12 protein-coding genes and 1 pseudogene are annotated in these 12,114 nt (G+C 63.3%); 6 read left to right on the forward strand and 7 right to left on the reverse strand.

Annotated features, from left to right (window positions below; all coding sequences use genetic code 11):
- The 7 genes and pseudogenes from EOC93_RS00920 to EOC93_RS00950 form a co-directional block, all read right to left on the reverse strand.
- Nucleotides 1-348: pseudogene (locus tag EOC93_RS00920) on the reverse strand (ABC transporter permease); the annotation flags it as partial.
- Nucleotides 345-1,076 carry an ATP-binding cassette domain-containing protein gene (locus EOC93_RS00925; protein WP_126103498.1) on the reverse strand — a complete coding sequence of 244 codons (732 nt, stop codon included), beginning with the start codon at nt 1,074-1,076 and terminating at the stop codon, nt 345-347. The gene EOC93_RS00925 and the pseudogene EOC93_RS00920, both read right to left, overlap by 4 nt.
- The gene (locus EOC93_RS00930) at nt 1,069-1,806 is read right to left on the reverse strand and encodes an ATP-binding cassette domain-containing protein (RefSeq protein ID WP_127203606.1); all 738 of its coding nucleotides are present in this window, start codon (nt 1,804-1,806) and stop codon (nt 1,069-1,071) included. The genes EOC93_RS00925 and EOC93_RS00930 overlap by 8 nt, the downstream gene beginning before the upstream one ends.
- A 57-nt stretch (nt 1,807-1,863) precedes the next feature.
- On the reverse strand, nt 1,864-3,051 hold the full coding sequence (locus tag EOC93_RS00935; protein WP_127203607.1) for an ABC transporter substrate-binding protein: 1,188 nt from the start codon (nt 3,049-3,051) through the stop codon (nt 1,864-1,866).
- Between the two features lie 20 nt (nt 3,052-3,071).
- Nucleotides 3,072-4,238 (reverse strand): extracellular solute-binding protein, encoded by a 1,167-nt coding sequence (locus EOC93_RS00940; protein WP_127203608.1) that lies wholly within the window; start codon nt 4,236-4,238, stop codon nt 3,072-3,074.
- Entirely contained in the window at nt 4,235-5,395 is a 1,161-nt protein-coding gene (locus tag EOC93_RS00945; protein WP_127203609.1) for a CaiB/BaiF CoA-transferase family protein, read from the reverse strand. The genes EOC93_RS00940 and EOC93_RS00945 overlap by 4 nt, the downstream gene beginning before the upstream one ends.
- 3 nt (nt 5,396-5,398) lie before the next feature.
- Entirely contained in the window at nt 5,399-5,950 is a 552-nt protein-coding gene (locus tag EOC93_RS00950; protein WP_095484001.1) for a MaoC family dehydratase, read from the reverse strand.
- Nucleotides 5,951-6,140: 190 nt separating this feature from the next.
- Between EOC93_RS00950 and EOC93_RS00955 the strand changes: the two genes are divergently transcribed.
- The 6 genes from EOC93_RS00955 to EOC93_RS35275 all read left to right on the forward strand — a co-directional run.
- Nucleotides 6,141-7,238, forward strand: coding sequence for a lactonase family protein (locus EOC93_RS00955; protein WP_127203610.1), 1,098 nt, complete (start codon nt 6,141-6,143; stop codon nt 7,236-7,238).
- 101 nt (nt 7,239-7,339) lie between these two features.
- Entirely contained in the window at nt 7,340-8,857 is a 1,518-nt protein-coding gene (locus tag EOC93_RS00960; protein WP_127203611.1) for an alpha/beta hydrolase, read from the forward strand.
- Nucleotides 8,858-9,184: 327 nt separating this feature from the next.
- Nucleotides 9,185-10,213 carry a proline racemase family protein gene (locus tag EOC93_RS00965; RefSeq protein WP_095483750.1) on the forward strand — a complete coding sequence of 343 codons (1,029 nt, stop codon included), beginning with the start codon at nt 9,185-9,187 and terminating at the stop codon, nt 10,211-10,213.
- Nucleotides 10,214-10,289: 76 nt separating this feature from the next.
- Nucleotides 10,290-10,874 carry a DUF1349 domain-containing protein gene (locus tag EOC93_RS00970; RefSeq protein WP_127203612.1) on the forward strand — a complete coding sequence of 195 codons (585 nt, stop codon included), beginning with the start codon at nt 10,290-10,292 and terminating at the stop codon, nt 10,872-10,874.
- Nucleotides 10,867-11,949: a Gfo/Idh/MocA family oxidoreductase gene (locus EOC93_RS00975; RefSeq protein WP_127203613.1), complete on the forward strand. Its 1,083-nt coding sequence runs from the start codon at nt 10,867-10,869 to the stop codon at nt 11,947-11,949. The genes EOC93_RS00970 and EOC93_RS00975 overlap by 8 nt, the downstream gene beginning before the upstream one ends.
- 109 nt (nt 11,950-12,058) lie before the next feature.
- Nucleotides 12,059-12,114: hypothetical protein (locus tag EOC93_RS35275; RefSeq protein WP_281033096.1), on the forward strand; the 56-nt coding region annotated here is incomplete at its 3' end.

Consider the following 12,114-nt stretch of genomic DNA (forward strand, 5'->3'; position numbering starts at 1 on the left):
GCCGTTGGCCGCCCTGACGATCGCGCCGATCAAAAGTGCTGCCGGCACGATGACCAGCGGCGAAGTCATGCCGAGCTTGAGAAACAGCAGCTGGATGACGATCGCATTGACGAAGCCCATCAGCGGCCCGACGGAAATGTCGATGCCGCCACGCCCGGCCAGGATGACTGGAGCCGAGGCAAGTGCTGCGCCGATCAATGGCGCGGCGAGCCCGATCAGCGCGCCCCAGGCGGAAGGATGGAAGCGTGTCGGATTGAGCAGCAGATTGACCGCGATCAGGATGACCAGCAGCACGGTCGCGAAGCCCGCGCCACGCCATCGCTCCGCCATGCGCCGTAACCCGCTCATGCCGCGCGTCCGAACATGGCGGCGATCACCGTATCGCTTTTCATCTCGTCTCCGGTGATTTCAGCCGCCACCTGCTGTTCGCGGAAAACCAGCACGCGATGGCAAAGCAGGAGGATCTCTTCGATCTCGCTCGACAGGATGACCAGAGCCATGCCGTCCGCCGCCAGTCCCCGGAAGACATCGTAGAGGACATGGCGCGTCGCCACGTCGACACCGCGCGTCGGGTCGTTGAGCAGCAGGATCGCCGGCTCCAGCGCCAGTGCCCTAGCCAGCAGCACTTTCTGCTGGTTGCCGCCGGACAGCGTGGTGATCGAGGCATCCGGCCGCGGCGCGACGATGGAGAGCTTGTCCCGGTAACTCTCGTAGCGCCGCCGCCGTGCGGCGAAGCTGAGCAGGCCGAAACGCATGTCACGCGACAGTGTCGAGACGGCAAAATTGTCGAGCACCGATTGGGTCGGAAAGATGCCGGTAGCGCGCCGGTCGCGCGGCAAATAGGCGATGCCGCTGGCGACCGCCTTGCGGAAGCTGGTGATCGCGCGGGCTTCGATGGTCACATCGCCGGCGGCCGGCCGTTCCAGCCCGGCCAGCACTTTCAGGAACCGCTCTTGTCCATGGCCGTCGAGGCCGGCAAGACCGACAATCTCGCCCGGCGCAATGGCTTGTGTCACGGGGCTTGCGCCCGGCGCGATCACCAGGCTGCGCACCGAAAGGGTAGCGCGATCAGCCATGCGCCAGCTCCGCCGCCGTGCGTGGCGCCATCGCCTTGAGAAGCTCGGAGGCGGTGGACGTGCCGCGTTCCTCGGTCGTCACCACGCTGCCGCCGCGCAGGACGGAAATCCGATCGGAAAGCGTCATCACCTCGTCCATGCGATGGGTGATGAACAGGATCAGGCAACCTTCGGAGGCAAGCTTGCGCATCATGGCGAAAACCGCCTCGCGGTCGGCGAAGTCGAGCGCCGCCGTCACCTCGTCGAGAATGAGAATGCGCGGGTTGCGAACCACGGCGCGGGCAAGCACCACAAGCTGCTGAACGGCCAGCGGCAATTGCCCGGCCAACTGGTCGAGCGGGATCTCGGTAACCGCGAATTGTTTCAGCACCGCTTGCGCGCGCTGCCGCCGCTCGGCGCGCGGCACGGTGCGCGTCAGCAAGCCGTCGAGGCCGAGCAGGATGTTATCCGTCACCGAACGGTCAGGCGCGATCAGCACTTCCTGGAACACGGTGGCGAAACCGGCGGCCTGGAACGCCGCCGGCCCGAAGCCGGCAAAGGGCGCCCCATTGAGCAGGATTGTGCCGCTGTCTGGCTGCACAATTCCCGACAGCAGCTTGACCAGGGTGCTCTTACCCGAACCGTTCTCGCCCAGGATGGTATGGATCGTGCCGGCCCGAAACGCGATGGAGGCATTGGCGAGAGCGACGGTTTCGCCATAGCGTTTCGAGACACCCTGAACATCCAGCATGAGGGATTCCTGATAGGGAAAGCCGGCTCCGCTTCCGCGGCGCCGGCTTCTACGAGCTTACTTGGCGCAGGCGTCCGGCACCTTCGAATAATCCCAGCCCTTGGTTGGCGCAGGATCGGCGAAATAGGCATCGAGCCATTCTTCCGGCATCGGATCCTGCGGCGGAACCGGGAAGATCGAGACGGCGTCCGCCGTCATGCAGTCCTTATACCAGGCGCCGAGATCGGTGTTGTGGACCGGAGGAATCGGGATCAGCAGCGTGTTGAGCTTCGGCTTTTGCCCGTCGAGCATACGCTGGCCGACGCGAAACAGCGTCTCGGCCGTCCAGTGCGGCAGAACCGCATGGCCTTCGAAGCGATACTTGTCCGGATTGGCTTTCCAGTAGCCGAGCGCGTCGCCGGTGATCGAGCCGGTGATGAGCGGAGCAGGGCGGCCGGCTTCGGCGAAGGCCTCGGCGACGACGCGGCTTTCGCTGCCCGTCGTCCACACCGCATCGATCGGCGTCGGATTGGTGGCGATCGCCTGCAGCACGGTCGTTTTGGTGACGTTCGCCGTCCAGTTGCCGTTGACGCTGCGCGAGACCTTGAGCTTAGGGTTCTCGGCCAGCGCCTTGTCGGCGCCTTGGCGCTCCTGCACGACGATCGGGTGACCGGCGATGCCTTCGACCAGAAGCACGCTGCCGCCGTCCGGCAGTGCCTTGCCGATCGCAGTCATCATGTCGTAGCCCCAGCGTGCATAGTTGGAATCGACGTTGATGGCATTCGGGCTGGTCACCGAACCGGCGGCGGTGACGAAGGGAATGCCGGCCTTTGCGGCGGCATCGATGGCGTCATCCAGTGCCGTCGCCGAGCCGGGGATCGAGGTGATGATCGAGCATTTCTTGTCGATGAAGGCGCGAATCTGGTTGATCTGCTGGCTGGCGTCATTGTTGGAATCCGACACTTCGAAGCTCGCCACCGTCCCGTCAGCGATCAGACCGTCGACAAGCCGCTTCAGCTCCTTGGTGACGGTGACCCGCCACGGATTGCCCTGGTAGGATTCCGAGTGGCACCATTTCCACGGCTTCGCCGGCGGTGTGAAATTGTCCCACGCCGATGGCAGGATTTTCTGGGGCGCGCCGTCATATTGCGCCTTCAGTTCAGTTGGCAGTCCAGCGATCACGCCCGAAACGTCCTGGGCGCAGGCAATTGTCGTGATCGATGCAAGGGCGGTCGCAGCCATAAGGCCGCGGATCAGGCTGTTCATAGTCTCCTCCATTCGTTGTTTCAGGCTCCTCCACCGGCAGTGCCGGACACCCGTGCCGGGAAACTCTCCAGAAACAGGCGATTAAGATCGGCGACGACGCGGCCGGCATCGTGCTTTTCGGTCAGGCCGAGATTGATGCGATCGGACGCCGCCTGCTGGAAGGCCATGTAGCCATCGTGGCGTGGCCTGACCCAGGCGCCTTCGAGTGTGGCGCGCGTATCCTTGTAGAAATTGCCGGCGGCTGCATTGACGGCGGCATCGTCCCAGGCTGCGGCGTGGCCAGGCTGGCCGCCGGCCAAAGCATAGGGGCCGCGCTGCACGTCACCGCTGGCGATCCAGTAAGCGAAGTCGATGGCCGCCTGCTTGGCCTTCGAAAAGGCCGACACGGCGATGCCGGTGCCGCCGAGCGCCGAGCCGACCGGACCGGCATTGCCCGCAGCCGGGATGTCCGCGAAGGCAAGGCGGTTGGTCCGGAATCCGGCAATGGCATAGGAGACATAGCCATAGATCAGCGGCGCGCAGGCGATCCGCGAGCCGGACCTGGCCATTTCCTCCAGGACGTCGATCGGGTCCATGCCGAGGCAGGCCGGGTCTACGAGAGCCGCGATCTCGCGCATCAGCTCGAAAACGCGGCTGCCCACATCAGCGTTTACGTGAGCGCCAGGCTCCTCGACGGCGGGCCGGCCGAGATTGCCGGCAAGCGTGTAGAACACCATCAGCGAATGCGGCGGCCTGAGCGGCAACAGCATGTGGCCTTGCCGCGCCAGATCGAGCATTTCGCTCCAGCTCGCCGGCTGAGCGGAAAGCATATCAGGCCGCCACGCTTGCACCTGGCTCGCCGTATCGATCGGAAACGCCCACTGCCGGCCTTGCCAGTTGTAGCTCGGATAGGACCGGCCGACGCTGCCCGCCGCCAGCGTCGCACGTTCCGCTTCGCGGCCCGCGACGTCGAGCGGCGCCAGGCAATTCTCGGCGGTGATCTGGCCGACATGCGGATGATCGATGACGATCAAATCATAGGCACGGGCCAGTTCCTCGACCGGGAAGGATTCGAAATCCTGCAGCGAGCGCTTGTCCCATTCGATAGTAACGCCAGTCCGCTGCTTCCACAGTGCCGAACAGGCGACCATCGGGTCGTAACCGCGCGGATGGCTCCAGGTCATGCCTTTGAGCCTCACGTCGCTCACAGCCCGAACTCCTTGCGGATCTTTGCGCTGTGCTCGCCGATGCGTGGCGCGGCGCGCTCGACCTTCGCGCGGACGCCATCGACCCTGAGCGGCGAGCGCGTGGTGAGGATCGAGACGTCATCCTCGCGCGTCACCGTCTGCAACATGTCGAGAACCTGAAAGCCTTCGCTGGCCATCATCTCCGGCCAGGTCAGCACCTTGGCGCACCAGATGTCGGCAGGCTCGAGGATGGCAAGCCACTCGTCGACCGTCTTCGTCACGATTTTTTGCGCGATAATCGCCTTGATCTCGTCGCGGGCGGTGAACCATGTCGACGGCTGGTCGCGATAGGGCGCAAGCTCTTCGAGCTCCAGAAGATCGGCGAGCTTCGGGATCGGCGTCATCGCGACCGCCAGATAACCGTCCTTGGCCGGATAGACGCCGTAAGGCGCCGAAAGGTAGGCGTGGGCGCTGCGGAAAGCCGATCGCCGCGGCAGGCGGCGGCCGTCATTGAGATGGGTGGTCAGCACCTCGAACTGGAAGTCGACCAGCGCTTCGAGCAGACTGGTCTCGACATGGCTGCCCGTGCCGGTCACGCCGCGCCGCACCAGTGCGGCAAGAATTCCTTGCGCGGCGGCGGAGCCCGCCAGCATGTCGGCAATTGCCAGGCCGAAAGGCACCGGTCCCTGGTCCTCGTCGCCGTTGAGCCACATCACGCCCGAGCGTGCCTGCGCCAGCAGATCCTGACCGGGCCGCTTGACCCAGGGACCTTCCTCGCCATAGCCGCTGATCGACGCATAGACTAGGCGCGGGTTGATCTTGCGCACCGCCTCAAAGTCGAGGCCCAGGCGCTCAATGACACCTGGCCGAAAATTCTGGATCAGCACGTCGGCCTTGGCCAGCAGGCCGCGTAGCGCCGCAAGGTCGGCCGCGTCCTTGAGGTCGATGGCAAGACTTTCCTTGGCCCGGTTGATGGCATGGAAGATGGTGGAATCGCCACCGATCTCGGTGTCGCTGAGATAAAGCCGGCGCGACAGGTCACCGCCATCCGGCCGCTCGATCTTGATGACACGGGCGCCGAGATCGAGCAGTCGCAGCGAGCAGTAAGGCCCGGACAGGAACTGGCTCATGTCGACGACGACTAGGCCGGTCAGCGGCAATTCGGCGGCGGCGGCCATCGCCTATTTCTCTGTCTTGCCGGCGAAATCGGCCGGATTGCGGTATTTCACCGTCTGCAGGTGCTCGCAATAAAGTACGAGCTCTCCTTCACCCTTGAAGACTTCATAGCTGGCGCGGATCAGACCCATCTCCTTGTATTTGGGTTTCTTGTCGAGGTTGGAGCGGATCGAATAGATCGTGTCGCCGATGAACACCGGCTTGATGAAGCGCAGTTTGTCGTAGCCATAGGAGAAGGCGTTGACGCAATTGGTGGCGACGAGGCCGAGCCCGGCCGAGAACACGAAGGCGCCGGCGACCAGGCGCTTGCCGAATATGCCTTCCGTTTCGGCGAACATCTGGTCCTGCACGTAAGGGTGGATATCGAGCACCAGCGCGTTGAAAAGGTGGCTGTCGCCCTCGGCCATGGTCCTGCGCAGCGAACGGATTTTCTGGCCGACCGGCCAGTCCTCGTAGAACCAGTTCTCCGCGTTCCAGACCGGGAGATCGGCGTGGTCCTTCGGCATGTTGGCGGGATGTGTCGACGCCACGCCGACGGTCGGCGCGAAACCAGTCATGACGGTATCCGTTGGAAGCACGGATCATCCGTCCGGGCGCGCCGCGGGCCAGCAAATTGCATGATCGATCCTCCCGCAATCTTCTTTTGTGAATAGTATTTTCACATATGGGGTTGTGTTGCAAGCGTGAACAGGCGAAATTTTGCCCCAATCCGCGGCGGGCAACGCCGGCGGAACAAGGGAGGATTTGATGCAGAATGCCTGTCTGGTCTTCGTTGGCAGCCTCAACCGCGAGGCGCCGTATTTTCAGGGCGCGCGCGGCGTCGGGCTCAGCGTTTACAGTTTCGACGAGGAGACGCTGGAGACGCGGAAATTGGCCGAGACGGGTGACGTCGACAATCCGACCTTTCTGTCGGTGACGCCGGACGGCTCCTACATCTATGCCAACTCCGAAGTGTTCGCCTGGCGCGAAGGCGTGGTCTCGGCCTACCGCTTCGACAGGCAGACCGCCGCGCTTTCCTACATCAACAAGCAGCCGACCCTTGGCAGCATCACGGCGCACAACACCATAATGCGCGACGGGACGAAGCTCTTAGTCGCCAACTACGGCATGGGCGAAGGCGGTCCCGATCGCTCGATCGCGGTCTATGGGCTGCGCGAGGATGGCGGCCTGACCGCGCCGTTGTCGAGCGTCGCCCATGCCGGAACTGGTCCCGATACAGTTCGTCAGGAACGCCCCCATGCTCACAGCGTCACCGAGACAATTGCCGGCGGCGTGGCGATCGTCGCCGATCTTGGCATCGATCGGCTTGTCTCGTACCGCGTCGGGCCTGATGGCGGCCTGACCAGACTGGCGGAGTCGGTGCTTGCCTCAGGCGCCGGCCCACGTCACGTGGCGCTGCATCCGGGCGGGCGCTTCGTGTTCGTGATGAACGAACTCGATTCAACGGTCGTGTCGCTTGCGCTCGACGATGTGTCAGGAAGGCTCACCGTCATCGACACGAAGCCGGCCGTGCCGGCCGAAGCGCGTGACGGCAATCATTGCGCCGACATCCAGATCTCGCCCGACGGCCGCTTCCTCTACGGATCCAACCGCGGCCATGACAGCGTTGCGGTGTTTTCCGTCGACCAGCAAACAGCCGCGCTTGCGCTGGTCGATTACACGCCCTGTGGGGGCGCCACACCGCGCAATCTGGCACTGACGCCTTCGGGCCGCCATCTCTTCTCCGCCAATCAGAACGCCGATCGCATCTCGATTTTCGCGCGCGACGCTGCCACGGGCCGGCTGGCTGATACCGGGCGATACATCGATGTCGGCACACCGATGTGCGTGAAGATCGTGCGCTGAAAGCCATCGATCTCCTTCTGGCCGCGAGGGCGCGCACGGTCCTGTGATTTCGGCTGAGCCATCGGCGTGGTAGCTTCCAGTCGTTCCGTTCCGGAGTTGTCATGCGTGCCAAGCTGCTAGAAATCACCCTTGCTATGTTGCTGTTGGTTGGCGGCCTTCCGGCCGGCCATGCGCAAGTGGCCGAGCGGCCGTCGCCTTCGGGTGGAGTTCTGTCGCTGCTTCCGCCTCCGCAGGTCTCCGATCATTCGATCGTGATCGCGGGACGTACGCTCAACTATCAGGCGAAGGCAGGCACTCTGTCATTGCTGTCCGGCAAGGGCGACGTCACCGCGGAAGTTTTTCATGTCGCCTATACGCTACGTCCCGAGCCGAGCCGGGAACCTGATCCCCAGCGCCCGATCACTTTCGTGTTCAACGGTGGTCCGGGAGCGGCTTCCGCCTATCTGCATCTCGGCGCGCTCGGTCCACGCGTGATGGCTACGGCGGCTAACGGAAGTTTTCTCCCATCGCCGCAGAGGCTTTTGGACAACCCGAACACATGGCTCGACATGACCGACCTGGTCTTTGTCGACCCCGTCGGAACGGGTTACAGCCGCGAAGCGCCCGGCACCGAGGCACGCAGCTTCTGGGGCGTCAACCAGGACGCTGCCGCGATGGGCGCCTTCATCCGACTCTATCTGGCACAGGCGGGCCGCACGGCGTCGCCGGTGTTTCTTGCCGGCGAAAGCTATGGCGGGTTTCGGGCGGCACTGCTTGCCAAGACGCTTCAGGATGACATCGGCATCAGTCCTCGCGGCATCGTGCTCATCTCGCCGGCGCTCGAGTTCACACTCGTGCGGCCAGACGAGTTCCAGCCGCTTCACTGGGCGCTTGAGCTCCCGTCGCTGGCGGCGGTGCGCCTGCGCAGCGAAGGCGTCACCGGTTCCGAGCTGCAGGAGCGGTTGGCCGATGTCGAACGCTATGCGCTTGGCGATTATCTCGTCGCGCTTGCCAGCGGGCTCGAACAGGGTGGGCGCCTGGCGAGCCCGCGCGTGGCCGAAATCACCGGTCTGCCGCTTGAACTCGTCAAGCGAAACTTTGCACGCATTCCCACCGCACTCTTCGCCAGGGAGTTTGCACGGGCAAGGGGCAATGTTCTCAGCGCCTATGACGGCATGATCGAAACGGCGGACATCGCCCCGGAAAGCCCGAGATATAGCGGTCCTGATCCGGTCCTTGACCGAAGCGTGCCGGTGCTCACTTCCGCCTTTGTCAGCTATATGCGTGACGAATTGAAATTCCGCACCGATCTCAGCTATCGGCTTCTCAACCGTGAAGTCAGCGGCAATTGGGATTATGGGACGAGCCCGACGCGTCAGGGCTATGTCGGCGTGATGGATGACCTTCAGCAGGCGCGCGCGTTGAACCCCGGCCTCGGCGTTTTGATCGTCAACGGCTACACCGACCTGGTGACACCCTATTTGGTGTCACGCTATCTTGTCGGCCAGATTCCTTCGCTTCCTGGCGCGAAGCCCATCCGCGTCGACCTGCTGGAAGGCGGCCACATGATGTATTTCAGGCCAGACAGCCGGCGCGCGCTGAGAGAGGCCGCGACCGAGCTTTACCAAGCGCCGAAGTGAAACGGCTTGTGAAGCAATTTTTGCTTTCCAAATGTGAAAGACGCTTTGGCTGCCTTCGAACGATGCGTGCGGCCATGAACGCGGTTGTAGCCGGATAGTCGATCATCACCCGATGGTCTTCGTCTAACCGGGTGGATCCAGTCGCCATCACTACGTGTAGGTGCCGGCTTGAATGCAGGACGCCAACTCTTTTGAATGAGCACATTGACAAAAAATCATCGCCGCAATAATCCAATATATTGGATGCAATACGCAGCACGCGTTAGAACAAAGGCATGCCGGGTGCATGATGATCGTCGACAAGCCTGGACCTGAGGATACAAGCCAATGAACCTGGATCGCGTCATTACGGTCGTCGGGGCCCATGCCGAGGGCGAGGTGGGCCGGGTGATCACTGGCGGCGTCCTGCCGCCGCCGGGTGCTACGATGTTCGAGCGCATGGAGAATCTGGAACGCGAAAGCGCGTGGCTTCGCAACATGCTGCTGTTCGACCCGCGCGGCAGCGTCAATGCAGCCGTCAACCTGATCACGCCGCCGATACGCGCCGACGCCGACATCGGCATGATCGTCATGGAGTCGGACTACTTCGTGCCGATGTCGGGCTCGAACCTGATCTGCACGGTCACGGTCGCCCTCGAGGCGGGCATGATCCCGATGCGCGGCGCTGAGACTATTGTCAGGGTGGACACGCCGGCCGGCCTGGTCGAGGTGACGGCGGATTGCAGTGGCGGCAAGTGCCGCCGCATCACGTTCCGCAACGTCCCGTCGTTCGTCATGCATCGCGACCGGATGGTCGACGTGCCCGGGATCGGATCGCTGCGGGTCGATGTCGCCTACGGCGGCATGATCTACTGCATTGTCGATGCCGAGGACGTCGGCGTCACCCTGGCGCGCGACGAGGCGCGCGACCTGATCGAGCTCGGCGAACGCATCAAGGCGGCAGCGGCCGAACAGCTTCCCTCGATCCATCCGGAGAACCCGTCGATCAACACCGTCAACCAAACCGAGTTCGCCGGTCCGCTGCGGGTCGTCGACGGCGTGAAGACCTCGAAGAATGCCGTGGTCGTCTCTCCCGGTCGGCTCGACCGTTGCCCCTGCGGCACGGGAACCTCAGCGCGGATGGCCTTGCTGCATGCGCGCGGCGATCTCGCTGTGGGCGAGCGCTTCCGGCATACTTCGATTCTCGACACCGTCTTCGATTGCCGCATCGTTGAAACGGCGATGGCGGGCAATGTGCCCGCGGTGGTGACTGAGATCTCCGGGCGCGCCTGGCTGACCGGAGTGAGCCACTACGGGGTTGATCCGGAGGATCCATTTCCCGAGGGCTACCGCCTGTCGGACACCTGGTTCAGGTAGCCGCCGACAAAACTTTGCCGGCTAATCAGACTGCGCAAAACCCATCACGCAACGCGAACCGAACAGGCAAAAGCCGATGACGAAATCTAAGAATACCGACCTGACCTGGCTCAACCCGCCACCACATCACGCGTTTTCCGGCAACACTTTGAATGTGCGCACCGGCAAGGAGACCGATTTCTGGCGCGAGACATTCTACGATTTCTGGCGCGACAGCGGTCATTTCCTCTATCGCCAGGTCGAGGGCGACTTCAGCGCCGAGGTCACGGTCAAGGGCGACTACAAGGTGCTCTACGACCAGGCCGGATTGATGGTCCGGCTGAGCGAGACGCATTGGGTCAAGGCCGGCATCGAATTCACCGACGGGCTGATGTATTTCTCCGTCGTCGTCACCAACGATGCGTCCGACTGGTCGCTGGTCAGCATTCCGGCAAGTCCGGACGGCGTCAGGATCCGATTGACCCGCCACGCCGAAGCGATCCGCATCCAGTATCTGGATGCGTCCGACGGCCACTGGAAGCCGGTGCGGCTTGCCTATTTCCCACCCTCGAAAACGATCGATGTCGGCATGATGTGCTGCTCGCCGCAACGTGAAGGTTTCGAAGTCACATTCAGTGATTTTTCGGTCGGCCCGGCGATATCGAGGGAACTCCATGACTGACACGCCCCAAGCGGTGCCGGCCGCGAGCCGCGCGCGTCGAGATGCGGACAAGGTCCGCTGGGCGATCGTGGGGGCAAGCCAGATCGCCCGCTCCTGGGTCGCCAAGGCAATCCAGTCGGTGCCGGATGCGGAGTTGGTGGCCGTTGTCAGCAGGAGTGCGGAGCGCGGCCGTTCGTTCGCCAACGATCTCGGGATACCGGTATCCGCGACATGCCTCAAATCGCTTCTTGCCGAAACCGCGATCGATGCAGTCTACGTCTCGACCAACAATGCTAGGCATCGCGACGACACGCTCGAAGCTGCGGCAGCGAGCCTGCACGTGCTCTGCGAAAAGCCGCTCGGGCTGACGCTGTATGATGCCGTCGAGATGGCCAGGGCCTGCGACCGCGCCGGCGTCGTCCTGGCGACGAACCATCATATGCGTGGCGCGGCGACGCACAGGGCGATCCGCGACCTGGTGCTGACAGGCCAAATCGGCCGGCCGCTCGCCGCGCGCGCGATGTATTGCGAATACTTGCCCAAGGAGTTGCAGACCTGGCGCACGAAGGACAAGGAACAGGGCGGGGTCATCTACGACCTGACCGTGCACAATGTCGACGTTCTGCGCTTCGTCCTCGCGGACGAACCGGTCGAGGTCATGTCGATGAAGGCGAGCAGCCTGATCGGCGAGAATGGTGTCGAGGACCAAGTGCAATCCATCGTCAACTTCGCTTCCGGGTTGATTGCCTACATGCATGAGGGCCAGGTGTTCGCCCATCACGAGACCGCGCTTGAGATCCATGGCACCGAAGGGTCGATCTATGGCCGGGGCATCCTGGATGAGGCGCCGTCCGGTCGGGTCTATCTTCGCCGCGGCACCGAGATGACGGAAATCCCGGTCGAGCCCGCCAACCTCTACGCCGCCACGATCGCCCAGTTCGACGCGGCAGTGCTTCATGGCGAACGTCCGGCGGCGACGGGTTGGGACGGCGTCGCCTCGCTGGCAACGGCACTGGCGGTCAGACGCTCGGCGCAAGAGGGGGTGCGTGTGTCCGTGCCGCGCTTCGAGGGAAATCCGCCCGTTCCAGTGGCGTGACATGCCCGTATAGGCGCTGCCGCAGGGTCGATTTGATAGTGGACTTTAAAATAGAATATTGTAGATTGGATACATTATTGCGAAAGCGAATCCAAGGAGAGACCAGACGATGACGCATTGGCAGGGGGTGTTCCCGGCGGTTACGACCAAGCTCGACAAGGACGG

Origin of the sequence: Mesorhizobium sp. M6A.T.Ce.TU.002.03.1.1 (genome assembly GCF_003997275.1) — a bacterium.
Lineage (GTDB): Bacteria > Pseudomonadota > Alphaproteobacteria > Rhizobiales > Rhizobiaceae > Mesorhizobium > Mesorhizobium mediterraneum.